Source organism: Duganella lactea (genome assembly GCF_009857505.1).
Taxonomy (GTDB): domain Bacteria; phylum Pseudomonadota; class Gammaproteobacteria; order Burkholderiales; family Burkholderiaceae_D; genus Rugamonas; species Rugamonas lactea.
The window spans coordinates 46,488-65,000 of the sequence record NZ_WWCP01000016.1 but is presented as its reverse complement, the minus strand read 5'-3'; the positions used below and the strand labels follow the sequence as shown (position 1 = coordinate 65,000).

The following is an 18,513-nucleotide window of genomic DNA, read 5'->3' as shown; positions in this document are numbered from 1 at the left end:
GCGCCGCCAGTGAGCGTGCAGAGATCAGTGCGCGGGATTAGTGGAATGCGGCTAGCCAGCGGCTGGCACAGGCTTACATATAGTAATTGTGATAACGGCGGCACGCAAGCGTGAGCAAACGTGCCGCCGGTGTCGCGCCGCTTAAATCTTCAGCGCGTCCAGATTTTTGCCGGCGTCCACCCATTCCTTGACCCACTGCGGCTGGCGGCCACGGCCGGTCCATTGCTGGCTGGCGTCGGCCGGATTGCGGTAGCGTGGCGCCACCGGGCCGCTCTTGGCGCGCACGGATACGCCGCTTCCAAGCAATTCCTGCACCGACAGGCCAACGCTCCTGGCGATGGCCTGGATTTCTTCACGCGCCTTGGCCAGATCCTGGCTTTCACGTTTTTTCAATTCCTGCTGCACGCGCACCTGCAGTTGGCGCAATTCAGCGGAAGACATATGGGTCAAATCCATTGCAATTCCCTTTATGTTATTGAGGCTAAAACCACTGCGGGAATAGTCTACAACAAGCTTAAAAAATCAGTGTTTCTTATGGCGTATCATCCAGCGCGGCGATTTAAAGCGCACGATGCGCGCATAAATCCAGATATAGCTGAAGACAAACAGCAAACAAAACAGCATTAATATCCAGGTATGGCGCCAGAATACCGTGGCCGGAATCACCGCTGTCAGCGAGAACAGCCACAGATATGGCGACGTCAGCGAATTACGGCGGATCAGCGCGCGCGCATCCTTGCGGCCGACCGCCCACTGCACGATGCGGCGGAAAATCAGGCTATGCAGGTGGATGCCGTCCGGCATGGCCGGCGATTTACCGCGCACGAACATGCGGCGATATACAGAGAATAAGGTTTCAAAGGCCGGATAAATCAGCAGCAAGGCGGCATACCAGGTCGATACCTGCGGATTGCGCATCACCAGCAGCAAAGCCAGCTCGCCCAGCATAAAGCCGATGAAATAAGCGCCGCCGTCGCCGAGGAAAATCAGCCCGACCGGATAATTCCAGATCAGGAAACCGGCGGTGGCGCCAGCCACCATCAGCGCGGCGATCAGCACAAACATATCATTGACCTGCAGCGCCACATAACCGAGCGACAGCAGCATGCAGATACAAACCACGCTGGCCAGGCCATTAAAGCCGTCGATGATGTTGACGGCATTGGCGATGCCGGCCACCGCCAGCACGGTCAGCGGCAGAGTGAGCCACATATACGGCAAGGCCCAGGCGGAAAACGCCCAGTCGAGGCGGTCGATACGGGCATCGAGCAGGAAATAGCCGAAGGTGGCGGCGGCCATGGTCAACAGCAGGCGGCGCGCCGGGCTGACGCGGCCGGTGTAATCCTCGACGATGCCGCCGGCGAAGGCGACGGCGGCACAGGCGAGCAGCGCCAGCAGCAAATCGCTGAGCACCGGCACGCGCCAGATGGAGATGGCCGAGCTGAGGGCGACCGCCACAAAAATAGGCAGGCCGCCGATCCGCGCCACATTATGCAGGTGGACTTTTTGCACGCCGTTGAAATTCTTATCCAATGCCGGGCCATGCAATTTCACGTCTTTAATGACCAGCAAAGTCAGCAGCGCGGAAACGATAAAGCTCAGGAGGAAGGAAAACATATTATTTTATTATCGGCGTTGTATCGCAACACGCGTTATTATCAAGCTACCAATATCTGATTGTACAGGATAGCGTGCGCCAACCCGCTGTTAGCGGACCGCCGGCATCATACCAGCCACGCCCCGCCGCGCAGAGCGTGCTTACCAATCGATACAAACTTGGGGAATTTCCCCAAAGTTCATTTAGCGTTGGACGACTTTATCTTCCAGAATTTGCAGCAAATATTGCCCATAATTGTTTTTCTTCAGCGGCTCGGCCAGCGTGCGCAGCTGCGCGGCGTCGATGTAGCCCTTGCGGTAGGCGATCTCTTCCGGGCACGCCACTTTCAGGCCCTGGCGCTTCTCGATGGTGGCGATGAACTGGCCGGCCTCCAGCAGCGACTCGTGGGTGCCGGTGTCCAGCCACGCCATGCCGCGCCCCATCACTTCCACGTTCAGCTCGCCCTTATCCAGATACACCTTGTTGACGTCGGTGATTTCCAGCTCGCCGCGCGCCGATGGCTTGATGTTGGCGGCGATGTCGCATACCTGGTTGTCGTAGAAGTACAGGCCGGTGACGGCATAGTTGGATTTCGGCTGTTGCGGTTTCTCTTCGATCGACACGGCGGTGCGCTGGTCGTTGAACTCGACCACGCCGTAGCGTTCCGGGTCCTGCACGTGGTAAGCGAACACGGTGGCGCCGTCGGTGCGCTCGGTGGCGCTGCGCAGCAGGGCGTCGAGGTCGTTGCCGTAGTAGATGTTGTCGCCCAGGATCAGCGCCGACGGCGCATCGCCGACGAATTCGCGGCCGATGATGAACGCCTGCGCCAGACCGTCCGGCGACGGCTGCACCGCATAGCTGATACTGATGCCCCACTGGCTGCCGTCGCCCAGCAGGTCTTTGAAGCGCGGCGTGTCCTGCGGCGTCGAGATCAGCAGAATTTCGGTGATGCCGGCCAGCATCAGCACCGTCAGCGGGTGGTAGATCATCGGCTTGTCGTAGATCGGCAGCAGTTGTTTGGAGACGCTCATCGTCACCGGATACAGCCGCGTGCCCGAACCGCCGGCGAGAATAATGCCTTTACGCTGGCTCATGACTGCCCCTCGCGATTGAAGTAGTTGGTTTCCACCCACTTGGCGTAGCTGCCGGACTGCACGTCGGCCACCCATTCCTGATGGTCCAGATACCACTGCACGGTCTTGGCGATGCCTGACTGGAAGGTCTCGGCCGGTTTCCAGCCCAGCTCACGTTCCAGCTTGCGCGCGTCGATGGCGTAGCGGCGGTCGTGGCCCGGACGGTCTTTGACGAAGGTGATCTGGTCGCGGTAGCTGCCCTCGGCCTTGGGTTTCAGTTTGTCCAGCATGTCGCACAGCGTATGCACGACATCCAGATTGGCCATCTCGTTCCAACCGCCGACGTTGTAGGTCTCGCCCAGGCGGCCCGCTTCCAGCACGCGGCGGATGGCGGCCGCGTGGTCGGTGACGTACAGCCAGTCGCGCACCTGCTGGCCGTCGCCGTAGATCGGCAGCGGCTTGCCGGCCTGTGCGTTGGCGATGATCAGCGGGATCAGCTTCTCGGGGAAGTGGTACGGACCGTAGTTGTTCGAGCAGTTGGTGGTCAGCACCGGCAGGCCGTAGGTGTGGAAATACGAGCGCACCAGGTGGTCCGACGCGGCTTTCGATGCCGAATACGGGCTGTTCGGCGCAAACGCGGTGGTTTCGCTGAACGGTGGATCGTTCGGTCCGAGCGTGCCGTACACCTCGTCGGTCGAGACGTGCAGGAAGCGGAACGCCGCCTTTTCGTCCTCCGGCAGCGCCGACCAGTAGGCGCGCGCCGCTTCGAGCAGGCTGAAGGTGCCGTTGATGTTGGTGTTGATGAACTCGCCAGGTCCGACGATCGAACGGTCGACGTGGCTTTCGGCCGCGAAGTGCACGACGGCGCGCGGTTTGTGTTGCTGGAACAGCGCCAGCACTTGCGCCTGGTCGCAGATGTCGCCGCGCACGAAGGTGTGACGCGCATCCTGCTTCAGCGACGCCAGATTGTTCAGATTGCCTGCATAGGTCAGCTTGTCGTAGTTGAGAACCGGCTCGTCGGACTGCGCCAGCCAATCCAGGACAAAATTAGAGCCGATAAAACCAGCACCACCCGTAACAAAAATCATTTAGTATCCCGCAGCAAGCGTCAAATTAGTCATATGCATGATTTTATGTGAAACCAGCGAGAACACCTATGAAAACCTATGTTATCGGGGACCTGCAGGGCTGCCACGAGCAGGCACTGGCCCTCCTCGACCGCATACGCGAACACGCGGCCGCCGATGGCGTGGCCGAGCCCGCCATGCTGTTTGCAGGCGACCTGATCAATCGCGGACCGGATTCACTGTCCACGCTGCGCCATGTGCGCAAGCTGGCCATGGCCAGTGGCGGCCTCATCGACAGCGTGCTGGGCAACCATGATCTGCATCTGCTGGCGGTGGCGTATGGCCTCCGTCCCGAGCACAAGTCGGACACACTGGCCGAGATCCTGCACGCACCTGATCGGGATGAGCTGATCGACTGGTTGCGGCGCCGTCCGCTGGCGATCCGTTCAGGGGAACATATTCTGGTGCATGCGGGTCTGCTGCCGCAATGGACCGGCGCGCAGGCGATGACGCTGGCGGCCGAGGTGCAGGCGATGCTGCGCGGCGACGGCATCGAAGAGTTTCTGGCCGAGATGTATGGCAACGCGCCGGCGCAATGGTCGGATGATTTGGCCGGCGCCGACCGGCTGCGCTGCATCATCAACGCCATGACGCGGTTGCGCTTCTGCAGCGCTGATGGCGTAATGGATTTCAAGATGAAGGAAAGCGGCACCGCCGATCCGTCCACCGGACTAATGCCGTGGTTTGACGTGCCGGGGCGCCGCAGCGCGCGCGAGACGGTGGTGTTCGGCCACTGGTCGGCGCTGGGACTGAAGATGGAAAAGAATCTGATCGCGCTGGACAGCGGCTGCGTGTGGGGTGGGCAGCTATCCGCCGTCTGCCTGGAGGACCGGATACTGCTGCAAGAGCAGTGCCCGCAATTCAAGGAACCCGGAAAGAAATAGCGGCGCGGTTAGCTGACGCCTAGCGCCGCGGCCACCGCCTTGTGCGACGCTTCCGCCAGCTCGCGGCGGTGCGCGCCTTCGGTGGCCAGCGGCGGCAGAATCGCCAGTTGCGCCTTGACCGGCGGTCCGTTCAGAATCAGCACGATACTCTCGGCAAAGCTGGTCTCGCCAATAAAATCCACCGACGGATGCGCACCGCCCGCCGCGTCCTGATAAGTCAACGCGAACGGCTGCACCGGCACCTTGGCGTCAATCGCCGCCTCGAACAGATTGGCATGGAACGGCAACAGCTTGCCCTGCGCCGCCGTGGTCCCCTCCGGGAAGAACGCCACCCGCTCGCCCTGCTCCAGGCTGGTCACCAGCCCCTTGAAGATATGCCGCAAATCCCGCCGGTTGCCGCGCGCGATGAACACCGTGCCGGCCTTCTCCGCCAGCCAGCCAGCCAGCGGCCACGACCGGATCTCCGCCTTGGCCACGAAATGGCTGGGATACAGGCTGTGCACCACAAAGATGTCCAGCCACGACACGTGATTGGCCACCACCATGGAGCGCGCCAGCACCGGCGCGCTGCCTGGCGCCAGCGACACCGTCACATTGCACAGTCCCAGCAAGCGCGTGGACCAGCGGCGGATATGCGCGTTGCGCCGATCCCAGCCGATCCATGGAAACACCGTGGCGCAGATCGCCATGCCCTTCAACACGTGCAGCAGCACCCGCACCAGGCGGAATATCGTCGACAGTTTCATGCAGCGGAATCAGCGTTGATAAGCAACGTGGCCGGCCACGATGGTGGTGGTCACTTGTCCCGCCAGGTTGTAGCCGAGGAACGGCGTGTGCTTGCCCTGGCTGGCCAGCGCCGACGCTTCCACCGTCCAGTGCGCACCGGCGTCGAACAGCACCACGTCCGCCACCGCGCCCACCGACAGCGTGCCGGCGTTGAGACCGGCCACGCGCGCCGCTTCCGAGGTGATGCGGGCCAGCGCGCGCGACAGCGGACGCTGGGCGCCGGTGTCCTGTTGCGCGGCATAATCCTCGGCCCACTTCAGCGTCAGCGACAGCAGCAGTTCCAGGCCGGTCGCGCCCGGCGAGGCCTCGCCGAACGGCAGCAGCTTCTCGTCGTCATCGACCGGCGTGTGATCCGAGCACAGCGCGTCGATGGTGCCGTCCAGCAGGCCGAGGCGGATCGCGTCGCGGTCGCGCTGGCTGCGGAATGGCGGGTCCATGCGCGCGTTCGAATCGAAGAAGCCGATGTCGGCGTCGATCAGGTGCACGTGGTGCGCGCCGACGTCGCAAGTGACCGGCAAGCCCTCTTGCTTGGCCTTGCGGATCAGCTCCAGGCTGGCGGCGGCCGAAATGCGGCACAGGTGGACGCGCGCGCCACTGGCGCGCATCAGTTCAAAGATGGTGTGCAGGGCGATGGTTTCCGACATCACCGGCACGCCCGACAAACCGAGGCGCGAGGCCAGCGGCCCGGAAGCGGCCACACCGCCACGGCCGATGTGCGCGTCCTGCGGACGCAGCCACACGGTGTAGCCGAAGGTCTTGGCGTACTGCATGGCGCGCAGCAGCACGTTGGTGTCTTCGACCGCTTGTTCGGCGTGCGAGAAGCCGATGCAGCCGGACGCGGTCAGCGCCGACATCTCGGTCAGCGACTGGCCTTTCAGGCCCACGGTCAGCGCGCCCAGCGGGTGCACATGCGCCTGGTTCAGCTTGTGCGCGCGGTGTTTCAGCATTTCCACCAGGCCCGGCTCGTCGAGCACCGGATCGGTGTCCGGCGGGCACACCAGCGAGGTGACGCCGCCCTGCATCGCCGCCTGCATTTCCGATTCCAGCGTGGCCTTGTATTCAAAGCCCGGCTCGCGCAGGCGCGCCGACAGGTCGACCAAGCCCGGCGCCACGATCAGGCCGATGGCGTCGATGGTCTGATCGGCGCTGAAGCCGGCCGGCGCGGCGCCGATCGCCAGCACTTTGCCGTCGGCGAGGTAAAGATCGTTGAGGCCGTCGATGCCGTTGGCGGGATCGATGACGTGACCATTTTTAATGTGAATAGTTTTATTCAATGCGTTCATGCTTGCGTTCCTGCGACGATACTCATGACAGCCATGCGGACTGCGATCCCAAAGGTGACCTGCGGCAGAATCACCGCCTGCGCGCCATCGGCCACGGCCGAATCGATTTCCACGCCGCGGTTCATCGGGCCGGGGTGCATGACGATGGCGTCCGGCTTGGCCAGCGCCAGGCGTTCCGGCGTCAGCCCGTAGCTATGGAAGTATTCGCCGGCCGACGGCAGCAGCGCGCCGCTCATGCGCTCGTTCTGCAGACGCAGCATGATGATCACGTCGACGTCCTTCAGGCCTTCATCCATGTTGGTGAAGGTGCGCACGCCCATCTGCTCCAGACCGCCCGGCAGCAGCGTGTGCGGGCCGATGGCGCGCACTTCCGGCACGCCCAGCGTGGTCAGCGCGTGGATGTCCGAACGGGCCACGCGGCTGTGCAGGATATCGCCGACAATCGCCACCCGCAGGTTGGTGAAGTCCTTCTTGTAGTGGCGGATGGTGTACATGTCCAGCAGACCCTGGGTCGGATGCGCGTGGCGGCCATCGCCGGCGTTGACCACGTGCACGTGGTTCTGCCGGGTTTCCATCAGGTGCTTGGCGATCAGGTAGGGCGCGCCCGATTGCGCGTGGCGCACCACGAACATATCGGCGTGCATCGCCGCCAGGTTGTCGATGGTGTCCAGCAGCGATTCACCCTTGCTGGTCGACGAGGCCTGGATGTTCAGGTTGATGACGTCGGCCGACAGCCGCTTGGCGGCGATCTCAAACGTGGTGCGGGTACGGGTCGAGTTCTCGAAGAACAGGTTGAACACCGATTTGCCACGCATCAGCGGCACTTTCTTCACATCACGGTCGGAGATGCCGACGAAGGACGAGGCGGTGTCCAGGATGTGATTGAGGATGCTCTTGGGCAGGCCCTCGATCGACAGCAAGTGCTGCAGCTCGCCGTGTTTATTCAGTTGCGGATTAAGCATGGTCTTATTCGATGGTTAGCGTGAATTGGTCATCCTCGGCGCGTTTCAGCACCAGCGCCTGGCCGGCGGGCACGGCCACCTTGGCGGCGACGAAATCGGCCGCCACCGGCAGCTGGCGCTCGCCGCGGTCGACCAACGCCGCCAGCATGATGCGCGCCGGGCGGCCGTAGTCGAACAGCTCGTTGATGGCGGCGCGGGTGGTGCGGCCGGTGTACAGCACGTCATCCACCAGCAGGATGTTGGCGGCCGCCACGTCGAAGCCGATGTTGGTCGGCTTCACGTCGGCCGGCAGGCCCTTCTTGGCGTAGTCGTCGCGGTAGAAGGACACGTCCAGCACGCCGCAGCGCTCGGACAGGCCGAGGTCGGCCGCGAGGCGCTCGGCGATCCAGGCGCCGCCGGAGTGGATGCCGACAATCGCGACATCCGGCACGCCGGCCAGGCCGGCTTTCACATCGGCCAGCAGCGTCGCGTACAGCGCTTCGGCATCGAGTTGGTGGGGATTCAATGTAGACATGATCAAAGGGAGTCGAAGTATTGTTGCAGAATGATGGCGGCGGCGCGGTCGTCGATGACCTCGCCGCGCTTGGCCGAAATGACGGCCGAGGAATAGCGCTCGTCGACCAGCTCCACCGGCAGGTGGAAGCGGCCGTTCAATTGATGGGCAAAACGGCGCGCCCGCGCCGTCATCTCGTGTTCATTGCCGTCCGGGTGCATGGGCAGCCCGACCACCAGCCGGGCCGGCTTCCATTCGTCGAGCAATTTTTGAATGTCGGTAAAGCGGCTGGCGTTGTCTTCCGCCTTGATGACCTTGAGGGGTTCCGCCTGGCGCAGCATGGTGTTCCCGATTGCCACGCCGATTCTTTTGACGCCGAAGTCGAACGCAAAGATGGTCTCAATACTGCTCATTTACGCGTGGCCCGCCTCGGAAGTGAGCATCAGCGGATCGATGCCGAGCAGGCGCATGGCGGCGGTGTAGCGTTCCTCGATCGGCAGGTTGAACAGAATGTCGGGATCGGCGCCGACCGTCAGCCAGCCGTTGCGGCCGATTTCGTCTTCCAGCTGGCCCGGGCTCCAGCCCGAATAGCCGATCGACACCAGCATGCGCGGCGGCCCCTCGCCGGCGGCCACGGCCTCCAGCACGTCAATCGAGGTGGTGAAGGCGACTTCGTCGGTCACGGTCAGCGACGACGAATAACGGTGGCCGGGCGTGTGCAACACGAAGCCGCGGTCGTCCTGCACCGGGCCGCCGAACATCACCGGCTCCTCGTCGTGGCCTTCCAGACCGGACTCGACCTTGAGGTCGATGCGCTCGAACAGCGTGTGCATGGTCATGTCGGTCGGCTTGTTGATAACCACGCCGAGCACGCCGTTTTCATTGTGCTCGCAGACATACACCACCGTGCCGCCGAACACCGGATCTTGCATCGATGGCATTGCAATGAGGAAATGATTAGCCAGATTGAGGGCGGACGCCGAGACGGCGCCGACAGACGCCAACGGATCGCCACCGTCGATGGCGCCGGAGACAGCCAGAGTTTTGCCTATTTTGCTCTTCTTCATACAAGTTGCTCTCTCTGCTGGGATGCGTGTTCTTTCTGTGCTGCTGACAATTACTGTAGTATTCGCGCGGCTAGCAACTCTGTTTTACCCGCTAGTTTACACTGAATTGCGGGTACGGCCACGATTGCATCGACCACAAGATTGATACAGACCGAATGAAACTGACTTCTTCCCTCGTATGGCTGCGCCGCGACCTGCGCGTTTTCGATCATGTTGCGCTGCACCAGGCGCTGATGGCCAGCGAGAAGGTGTATTGCGTTTTTATCTACGATACGACGATTCTGGACGCCCTGCCGCGCCGCGACCGCCGGGTCGACTTCATCCACGCCAGCATCGCCGAAGTGGCCAGCGAGCTGACACAGCTGGGCGGCCACCTGATCGTCCGCCATGGCGATCCGCAGCAAGAAATCGCGTCGCTGGCGGCCGCACTGGGCGTGCAGGCGGTGTTCTGCAACCACGATTATGAACCGCAAGCGATGGCGCGTGACGCCACGGTCGCGCAGGCGCTGGAAGCGGACGGGCGCCAGTTCTACAGCTACAAGGATCAGGTGATTTTCGAGCGCGACGAGGTGCTGTCGCAGACCGGTGGCGTGTTTTCGGTGTTCACGCCTTACAAGAATGCCTGGTTGAAAAAGCTGGCCGCCGATCCATCGGTGCTGGCGCCGTACAACATCGAGCCGCACGCCGCCCGGCTGGCGCCGCCGCCCTCGCCGGCCCCGGCGCTGCCGACGCTCGCCGAACTCGGCTTCGAACCGAGCAACCTGGCAGAACTGAAAATTCCAACCGGCATGTCCGGCGCGGCGCGGTTGTTTGAAGATTTCCTGCCGCGCATCGCCGACTACAACGTGGCGCGCGATTTCCCGGCGGTGAAGGGACCGTCGTATCTGTCGATCCACTTCCGCTTCGGCACGCTGTCGGTGCGCCATCTGGTGCGCACGGTGCTGGATTTGCAGGAACGCGGCAACGGCGGCGAAGGCGCGGCGGTGTGGCTGTCGGAGCTGATCTGGCGCGAGTTCTACGCGATGATTTTGTACCATCACCCGCATGTAGTGGACAGCGCCTTCAAGCCGGCCTACGACGCCATCGAATGGGAAACCGGCGCCAAGGCCGACGCCCTGTTCGCCGCCTGGTGCGAGGGCCGCACCGGCTACCCGCTGGTGGACGCCGCCATGCTGCAACTGAACCAGACCGGCTATATGCACAACCGCCTGCGCATGGTGACCGCCTGTTTCCTGATCAAGGACCTCGGCATCGACTGGCGGCGCGGCGAGGCGTACTTCGCGCTGCACCTCAACGACTTCGATCTGGCGTCCAACAATGGCGGCTGGCAATGGGCGTCGTCCTCCGGTTGCGACGCGCAGCCGTACTTCCGCATCTTCAATCCGGTGACGCAGTCGCAAAAGTTCGACGCGCAGGGCAAATTCATCCGCCGCTACCTGCCGCAGCTGAAACAACTGAGCGACAAGGAAATTCACGCGCCATGGGAGGCGCCGCGCATGCTGGCGCCGGACTATTGGCCGCCGGTCGTCATGCACGACGAAGCGCGCAAGCTCACGCTGGCGCGCTACGAGGTGGTCAAGAAGCCCGCGGCGTAAGCAGTCCTTCAATCGCCTCCAGCAGCGCCACTTCCTGATAAGGCTTGCCGAAGTAGGCGTTGACGCCCAGCTCCAGCGCGACATTGCGGTGCTTGTCCGCGCTGCGCGAGGTGATCATGATGATCGGGATATCCCGGGTGCGTTCGCCGCCGCGCACATTGCGCGTCAGGTCGAAGCCGTCCATGCGCGGCATCTCGATATCGACCAGCATCAGGTCCGGCGGCGTGTTCTGCAACTGCTCCAGCGCGTCCACGCCGTCCTTGGCCAGCAGCACGCGGTAGCCCTCGCGCTCCAGCAGGCGCTGGGTCACGCGGCGCACGGTCAGTGAATCGTCCACCACCATGATGGTGTGCCCCAGCGCTGGCAGCATTGGCGGGCTGTCCTCCGCCACCTGCGCGTAATGCTCCTTCAATTCCGGGTGATGCGCCAGATGCTGCGCCAGCGCCACCGGGTTCAGAATCAGCACGATGTCGCCGGTGCCCAGCACCGTGGCGCCGGCGATGCCGACCATGCGCGCCAGCTGCGGGCCAATATTCTTGATCACCACTTCGCGGTTGCCCAGCACCTCATCCACTTGCAGCGCCAGACGCTCATTGCCGTTCTTGAGCATCATCACCGGCGTGGAGCGCTGCGTTGGCGGCTGCGCGGCGTCGCCCAGCAGCGCTGGCAGGTACTGCATGCCGTTGTCGCGCGCTTCGTCGAGCGCATCGTCTTTCAACTGCACCACCTGCTCGACCAGAATGGCCGGCAGCGCGTAGGTCTTGCCACCGGCGGCCAGCAGCACCACCTGCGTGACGGCCAGCGTCAACGGCAGGCGGATGGTGAAGCGCGTGCCCTTGCCCGGCTCCGAGAACATGTCGACACGGCCGCCCAGCGCCTGCGCTTCCGACTGCACCACATCCATGCCGACGCCGCGCCCCGACAGTTCGGTCAGCGTGTCGGCGGTGGAGAAGCCGGGTTCGAAAATCAGATCGGCGATCTGCGCGTCGGTGGCCATGTCGTCTTCCAGCAGCAGGCCGCTGCTGATCGCCTTGGCCTTGATGCGCGCCAGATCGAGGCCGCCGCCGTCGTCGCTGAATTCGATCACGACTTCATTGCCCTGCTGCGCCACCTGCACCAGCAGTTCGCCGGTTTCGTTCTTGCCGGCGGTGGCGCGGGCTTCGCGTGATTCCACGCCATGGGCGATGGCGTTGCGCAGCAGATGTTCAAATGGCGCGGACATGCGTTCCAGGACGCTGCGGTCCAGTTCCACCGAACCACCCCGGATGTCGAGGTTGACGCGCTTGTCGACGTCCTTGGCGCTCTGCCGGGCGACGCGGAACAGGCGCTCGGAGATGCTGGCAAAGGGCACCATGCGCACCCGCATCAGGTCGCGCTGCAGCTCGCGCGTCAGGCGGGCTTGCTGCGCCAGGTCGTTGTGGGCGTTGTCGACGCCGCGGGTCAGGCTTTCGTGGAAGCTGGCGACATCGCTGACGCTTTCGGCCATCATACGCGTCAGTTCCTGCAAGCGCGTGAAGCGGTCGAATTCGAGCGGATCGAATTCGCGCTCGCTGGAGACGGCCATGCGCGAGGCGATTTGCGATTCGGCCTGCATTTCGACTTCCCGCAGTTGGCGGCGCAGACGGGCCACGTTGTCGGCGAAGTCGGCCAGCGAGGTGCGCAACGTGTCGATCTCGTTTTCCAGCTTGGAACGGGAAATCGAAACTTCGCCGGCCTGGTTGACCAGCCGATCGAGAATGTCGGCGCGCACGCGGACCAGCGGCGAGCGCGCGCCGGCCTGCTGCTCGTCGGCTACAGGGGGCGCGGTGTGGCTTGAAGCGTCGGCCAGCGTATCGACATTATCGGCCAGGCCCGCTAAGGCTTCCTGATCGATGCTGGCTGTTTGCAGTTGCTCGAACAGCAGCAACGCATGGTCGTAGTGGGCCAGCAGCTCTTCGAAGGATTGATGCGACATGGCGCCGGTCTGCACCATGTTTTCAATATGGGTTTCGATTTCGTGGCAGTGCTGGCCGAGGTGCATGGCGCCGGCCATGCGCGCGCTGCCCTTCACGGTGTGCAGGAGACGCAGCAGGCTTTGCGCCTGTCCGACATCGGCCGGGGTGTGCTGCCAGGCGCGCAGCGCTTCGCCAACCTGCGGCAACAGATCCGCGCCTTCCTCCAGGAAGACTGGCAGCAGGTCAGGGTCCAGCTCATCGTGGAACACCGGCGGCATGGCAGGCAACACCTCCGGCGCTGGCATGGCTTCCGGGGCGGGCGGCGGCACGGCGGTTTCCGGCTCCGCGATCTTCAGTGGCGGCTCGGCGAAGGCATCGTCAAACGCGGCGTTGAACAGCATGGCTTCCGGGGCGGGCGGCGGCACGGCGGTTTCCGGCTCCGCGATCTTCAGTGGCGGCTCGGCGAAGGCATCGTCAAACGCGGCGTTGAACAGATCGTCCACACCATCGTCCATATGCACTTCCTGCCGCTTCTTCTTCGGCGGCGCCTGCGGTGCTTCGGACTCCGGCACCGTCCCGCTGATCGCGTTGTACGTGTCGCGGAACAGCGCATCCAGCGCCGACTCCTCCGCCACTGCCGGCGCATTCAGCCCATCCATGGTCTCGGCCACCAGATTATCCAGCCGCGATTCGATCTCGTTGCTGGCCGCCGCCGGCGTCGCTGCCAGCTCCTCGCGCAAGCCCCGCAAGGCGTTGATCAACTCCGGCTGCGCATCCGGCAGATCGCCGGCCGCGAAACTTTGCAGCATCTGGCGCATGCGCTCCATGGCGAAGTCCAGCAGATCATGCTGCACCTGATCCAGATGCGGTGCCGGTGGCAACAGCGCCTCCAGCGTTGATTCCAGCGCCAGCGCCAGTTCGCGCAAGCCCTTGAAGCCCACCGTGCCCGACGTGCCGGCCAGCGTGTGCGCGGCGGCCAGCGCATCCGGATTCACCGGCCGGCGCGGCTCGTGGCGCCATTCGCCAAAGTCGGTCACCAGCTTGCGCACCAGATCATCCGACTCGTGCAGATAGATGTTGAACAGCGGCAGAGGTATCTCCAGTCCACCGACATGCTTCACATTGTCATCGCGTGGCACCATCGGCGTGATGCTTGGGAAGTCGATCACCTTGCCCTGCGGGGCGGCCGCCGGCGCCGGCTCAGACTCAGGCTCGCCGCCCTCCTGCACGCGCGCCGCCGCGTCAATCAATGCATCCGCATCGCACGACAAAACACCGTTGGCCACCAACTCGGCCACCCACGCGTTCATCTCCTGCATTGCGCTGTTCAGCAAATCAAACAGCGCGTCGGTGACCGGACGCTGCTCCGCCAGCCACACATTCAATACCTTCTCGATTGCATGCGCCGCATCGGCAAACTGATTCAGGCCCACCATGCGTCCGCTGCCCTTCAGCGTATGGAAGGAGCGGCGCAGCATGGTCAGATTTTCCTCGCTGCGCGGCTGCGGCAAGGTCTCACCGACAAACGCCAACACCTCCCGCGCCTCGGCGATGAAAACATCCAGCAGCTCCTGCTCCACCAAGGCATCGCTGGCGGCCGGCGGCGGCGCCTCCACCGGCATGGCCGCCGGCACTGGTACGGGCACCTCATCCTCCAGCAGCGGAATCGCGCCGGATTCCGCGATCTTCTTGAAGGGCACCGAACGGAAACTACCCTGCTCCGCATCAAACGCGAACCGCTCGCGCGCGCCGGCCGTATTCTGCGCCAGCATATCGACAAAGAATCCCAGCGCGCTGACGTTCTGCGCGATATCATCCAGCACCTTCGATTCGCTGGCGGAATCACCATCACCATTGGCCAGTGCCTGCACCGACGCCTGCACGTGCCGCACCGCATTGGCGGCGTCGGTTTGATCCAACGCCGACAGCGCGCCTTGCAGCTGATGCAGCACCGGCTCCAACTCCTTCAGCGCCGGACGCAGGGACGGATCGCCGTAATACGCATCCAGCCCCCTCTCCACCTGACGCAAGCCGGCCTTCATTTCCAGCGCCAGCGCGACGGCGGCATCCTCCTGCTGCATTTGCCATTGCGCCGGTTGCGGTGGCGTTTCGCCGGCGGCCAGCGCCACCAGACGCGCGCCGATGGTGTCGGCATTGGCGGCAAAATCATCCGGCAGATGGCGGATATGCCGCAAGCCATGTTCGGCAAACAGCAAGGCCGTGTCCATCTCCCGCGACAACTCCTCGCCTCGGCCCACCGCAACGGCGGTGCGTGAGACCTCGGCCAGTTGGTGCATCAAGGTGGCCAACGCCGGCAGGTTCAGTTTCTCGCATAACGCCGCACCGTCGGACAGCGCGGCGTCAAATTCCGCGTGGGCGAGGCTGTCCAAACTTGTCCTGGCCTGCGCGACGGCGACCTTCGCGGCTTCCAGCGCTTCGGTATCGATCTGGCCGTAGCGGCGGGTTTCGTAATCGGCTGGCGCCAAGCCATCCAGTACGTAGGCCTGGCGCAGATTCACCACCACCTCGGCGGCCGAATCCGCGCCGGCGGTGGCGATGAAGAACAGCGCGTCGCGCAACATCGATTCCGGCTGCGCCGCCGTGCCCTGGCTCAGACGACGGATCTGCAAATTGATCATGCCAAACAACTGCTTCACATACAGGCTTGCCGTCAGCTGGCCGCCGGCGACCAGCTCGGCGAAGCCTTGCATGGCCAGCCAGAAAGCACGCGCCCGCGGTTCCCGCTGCGCCTCGGCCACCCGCGTGACCGCCTCCAGCAGCGCGGCCGCATGCTCTTGCTGCTGCGCTGGATCGGCGCTCTTCAGGTAAGGCAGCAGCGCGCGCTCGAAGCGCTGGCGGCAGGCCGCGTAATCCGGTGCGGACGGACTATCCGGCGCGGGCGGCAAGCCGGCCGGCTGCGACAAATCCGGGAAAAACAGGTCCGCCGGATGCACGCGTTCCGCGCCCATCATCTGCTGCACCGCGCGGTAGTAAGGGAACAGTCTGGCCGGCTGCGACGGCGCGCCAGCCAGCAGTTCCTCCAGATACTCCACCAGCGCCTGATACAGCTGCGCCACCGCCTGCGCGTTATCGGTGCTGCACTTCAGCGTGCCCGCCTTGAAGCGGTCCAGCGCCGCCTCGGCCACCTCGGTCATCAGACTCACGCCTTCCAGGTCGACCATTTGCAACGCGCCGTGCGCCTGATGCAGATGCGACTTCGCATGCTGCAACTGCGTCGCCTGATCTTCCGGCTCCCTGCCGCCCGCCTCGAACAGCGCGGTGCGCGAACGCGCCAGCGACTCGCGGATCTCCACCATCACCCACGACAGCGGGCCGGTGTCCAATTGCGTTTGCGGGGGAATCGAAAAATCAGTCTTGGTCATGCTTATCTCGGCCTTTCATTAATCGGCTAACTAAGCGATCCGGAACCGCGCCACCGAGTTTTTCAACTCCTGCGCCAGCACGGACAACTTGTGAATCGATTGAGCGGTTTGCTGGGTGCCGTCCTGCGTCTGCTGGGTCACCGTCAAAATATGTTGAATGTTCTGCGCCACGCCGGTCGCCGAAGTGGCCTGCTGCCCGGTCGCCTGCGAGATGTCGGAGATCAGCTCCGCCAGATGGTTGGACACCTGCGAAATATCGTGCAACGCCGCGCCGGCCGCATCGGACAGGCGCGCGCCCTCCACCACGCCGCGCGTGGATTTTTCCATCGCCGCCACCGCGTCGTGGGTGTCGGTCTGAATCGTGCGCACCAGCGCGCCGATCTGCTTGGCCGCTTCGGCCGAGCGCTCCGCCAGTCGCTGCACCTCCTCCGCCACCACCGAGAAGCCGCGCCCCGCCTCGCCGGCCGACGCGGCCTGAATGGCGGCGTTCAGCGCCAGCACATTGGTCTGCTCGGTGATGTCGGAAATCAGCTCGGTGATCTCGCCGATTTCCTGCGACGATTCGCCCAGCCGCTTGATGCGCTTGGAGGTATCCTGAATCTGCTCGCGGATTTCGTGCATGCCCTTGATGGCGTTTTCCACCGCCGTCGAACCCTGCCGCGCCGCCGCCACCGACTGCCGCGCCACATCGGCCGACTCGCTGGCGGAACGCGACACGTCGGTAATCTCGTCGGCCATCTTCACCACCGTGGCCGACGCCTCCTGAATCTCGCGCGACTGCTGCTGCGACGCCTGCAGCAGATCGCTGGAAATGCTCTGCGCATGGGTGGAGGCGTGGGTCACCTGCTCGGCGGTCACCGTCACCCGGCCCACCAAACCGCGCAGCTCTTCCACCGTGTAATTGACCGAATCGGCGATCGCCCCGGTGACGTCCTCGGACACCGTGGCGTGCACGGTCAGGTCGCCGTCCGCCACCTTCTGCAACTCGTTCATCAGGCGCAGGATGGCGGCCTGGTTCTGGTCGTTGGTGGCCTTGGCCTCTTCCTCGCGGCGCTTGGATTCGAGGCGCATGGCCTCCGCTTGCTTGCGGCGACGCTCCGCGCCACGCGTACGGTTATACGAATCCACCAGCAGCACACGGCCGATCAGCGCCGCCGCCACCAGCGTCAACAAGCCGCCAGCGACCATCAGCCAAAAGGTCGGCCCCAGCGAATCCTGGTCTTCACGGTAGGCTTTTTGCAGAGTGCCCAGGCGCTGCCGCAGCGCCTCGTTATCATTGAAGATCAGCTGTTCCGCCGCTTTCGCGGCGGTGAATTTATCCAGCTTGTCCAGCACCGACGTCACCAGTTGTTGATACGCCTCGAACGCGGTCTGCAAATCCAGCAATTTGGTGCGCAGCTCCGGCGTGCGCACGGCGGCCAGTCCGAGCGGCGCGCTGCCATTCAGGAAGCCGTCGATGGTGTTGCGAAAGACGGTGGTGTCGCGCCCCAGCTGGAACGCCGTCTCCGAGCTGATGCCGCCGGCGCTGAGGAATTCGGCGGTGCCGAGCGTCATCCGCTGCGTCAGCATGGTCAGCTTGCCCAGCGCGGCGATCTCGCGCGCCGACGCCCCGCGCTGCAGCTTGATGCCGATGATGTCCTCGGTGCGCACCAGCAGATCGGGCGCCAGCTCGTTGAGCTTTTGCAGCGTCTTGTCCATGCCGCTCAGGTCCGCCTTCAGCGACAGAATGGTGCCGGCGGCAAGGTCGGTGGCTTTCCACTGCTTGCGCGCGGCCGCCACCACCGGCCCCACGTCGGAACGCGGCACGCCGATCGAACGGCCCTGGTATTTGCCGCCGCGCGTCATCAGGTTGATGTCCTGGGTGAGCTCCTTGCGGCTTTCCTCCAGCTGGCGGAAGCCTTCGGCGCTGCCCTGCACCGCGTTGGGCGCGGCCTTGCCGATGCGCTGCGAGTGCATCAGCGCATCGCTGGCGACCTGGGTCTGCGCCGAACGGTCGGCGCTGTGCATATTATTCAGCGCCACAAACACCGCGCTGGCGCCGAGGCAAACGGCGAGCGCCGTCGACAAAATGCTCAACTGGCGCTGCGCGGGAAGATGGCCGATCAGCGGCAGCTTGAACGACGCCGCCGGTTCGCTGACGGCGGGGGCGCCACGGCGGCGGCCCAGCGCGTCGCGCAGGCGCAGCGGCCCGCTGCTATCGTCGCCCTCATCGTCACCGTAGCCATCGCCAAACTCCGGGTTCGGCGTCGCCTGCTGGGCGGCATTGTGGTCGCCACGCGAGAAAAAACCCAACTTGAACGCCATCCCACCCTCTCCGGATTCAGTGTTA

The 18,513-nt window shown here is 64.1% G+C and carries 14 protein-coding genes; 2 read left to right on the top strand and 12 right to left on the bottom strand.

Going from position 1 to position 18,513, the window contains the following annotated elements; genetic code table 11:
* Positions 1-141: 141 nt before the first annotated feature.
* From GTP44_RS14560 to rfbB, 4 genes are all read right to left on the bottom strand, one after another.
* The gene (locus tag GTP44_RS14560) at positions 142-441 is read right to left on the bottom strand and encodes an H-NS histone family protein (RefSeq protein ID WP_308494356.1); all 300 of its coding nucleotides are present in this window, start codon (positions 439-441) and stop codon (positions 142-144) included.
* Between the two features lie 81 nt (positions 442-522).
* Positions 523-1,617, bottom strand: a complete 1,095-nt coding sequence (locus GTP44_RS14555; RefSeq protein ID WP_161019986.1) for an MraY family glycosyltransferase — start codon at positions 1,615-1,617, stop codon at positions 523-525.
* Between the two features lie 183 nt (positions 1,618-1,800).
* Positions 1,801-2,691, bottom strand: coding sequence for a glucose-1-phosphate thymidylyltransferase RfbA (gene rfbA / locus GTP44_RS14550; RefSeq protein WP_160992134.1), 891 nt, complete (start codon positions 2,689-2,691; stop codon positions 1,801-1,803).
* On the bottom strand, positions 2,688-3,758 hold the full coding sequence (rfbB, locus tag GTP44_RS14545) for a dTDP-glucose 4,6-dehydratase (RefSeq protein ID WP_161019985.1): 1,071 nt from the start codon (positions 3,756-3,758) through the stop codon (positions 2,688-2,690). The genes rfbA and rfbB overlap by 4 nt, the downstream gene beginning before the upstream one ends.
* A gap of 68 nt (positions 3,759-3,826) precedes the next feature.
* Between rfbB and GTP44_RS14540 the strand changes: the two genes are divergently transcribed.
* On the top strand, positions 3,827-4,681 hold the full coding sequence (locus tag GTP44_RS14540) for a symmetrical bis(5'-nucleosyl)-tetraphosphatase (protein WP_161019984.1): 855 nt from the start codon (positions 3,827-3,829) through the stop codon (positions 4,679-4,681).
* Positions 4,682-4,689: 8 nt separating this feature from the next.
* Here the strand turns inward: GTP44_RS14540 and GTP44_RS14535 are convergent, their stop codons facing one another.
* Genes GTP44_RS14535 through GTP44_RS14510 form a run of 6 tightly spaced genes read right to left on the bottom strand, consistent with a single transcriptional unit; the run spans position 4,690 to position 9,272 of the window.
* On the bottom strand, positions 4,690-5,427 hold the full coding sequence (locus GTP44_RS14535) for a lysophospholipid acyltransferase family protein (protein ID WP_161019983.1): 738 nt from the start codon (positions 5,425-5,427) through the stop codon (positions 4,690-4,692).
* A 9-nt stretch (positions 5,428-5,436) separates the two neighbouring features.
* Positions 5,437-6,750, bottom strand: coding sequence for a dihydroorotase (locus GTP44_RS14530; protein ID WP_161019982.1), 1,314 nt, complete (start codon positions 6,748-6,750; stop codon positions 5,437-5,439).
* On the bottom strand, positions 6,747-7,712 hold the full coding sequence (locus GTP44_RS14525) for an aspartate carbamoyltransferase catalytic subunit (protein WP_160992129.1): 966 nt from the start codon (positions 7,710-7,712) through the stop codon (positions 6,747-6,749). The genes GTP44_RS14530 and GTP44_RS14525 overlap by 4 nt, the downstream gene beginning before the upstream one ends.
* A gap of 4 nt (positions 7,713-7,716) precedes the next feature.
* Entirely contained in the window at positions 7,717-8,226 is a 510-nt protein-coding gene (pyrR, locus tag GTP44_RS14520) for a bifunctional pyr operon transcriptional regulator/uracil phosphoribosyltransferase PyrR (protein WP_161019981.1), read from the bottom strand.
* Positions 8,227-8,228: 2 nt separating this feature from the next.
* Positions 8,229-8,618 (bottom strand): Holliday junction resolvase RuvX, encoded by a 390-nt coding sequence (gene ruvX, locus GTP44_RS14515; protein WP_160992127.1) that lies wholly within the window; start codon positions 8,616-8,618, stop codon positions 8,229-8,231.
* On the bottom strand, positions 8,619-9,272 hold the full coding sequence (locus GTP44_RS14510; protein ID WP_160992126.1) for a YqgE/AlgH family protein: 654 nt from the start codon (positions 9,270-9,272) through the stop codon (positions 8,619-8,621). It lies immediately after the preceding gene.
* A gap of 155 nt (positions 9,273-9,427) precedes the next feature.
* On the opposite strand from GTP44_RS14510, the gene GTP44_RS14505 reads away from it, so the two are divergent.
* Positions 9,428-10,867 carry a cryptochrome/photolyase family protein gene (locus GTP44_RS14505; RefSeq protein WP_161019980.1) on the top strand — a complete coding sequence of 480 codons (1,440 nt, stop codon included), beginning with the start codon at positions 9,428-9,430 and terminating at the stop codon, positions 10,865-10,867.
* On the opposite strand, the gene GTP44_RS14500 is transcribed toward GTP44_RS14505, so the two are convergent.
* Together GTP44_RS14500 and GTP44_RS14495 are read right to left on the bottom strand one after the other, a co-directional pair.
* A complete protein-coding gene (locus GTP44_RS14500; RefSeq protein ID WP_229256916.1) occupies positions 10,848-16,184 on the bottom strand; it encodes a hybrid sensor histidine kinase/response regulator in 5,337 nt (1,778 codons plus the stop codon). The two genes, GTP44_RS14505 and GTP44_RS14500, sit on opposite strands and share 20 nt — an antisense overlap.
* 30 nt (positions 16,185-16,214) lie before the next feature.
* Positions 16,215-18,488, bottom strand: coding sequence for a methyl-accepting chemotaxis protein (locus GTP44_RS14495; RefSeq protein WP_160992124.1), 2,274 nt, complete (start codon positions 18,486-18,488; stop codon positions 16,215-16,217).
* Positions 18,489-18,513 lie beyond the last annotated feature (25 nt).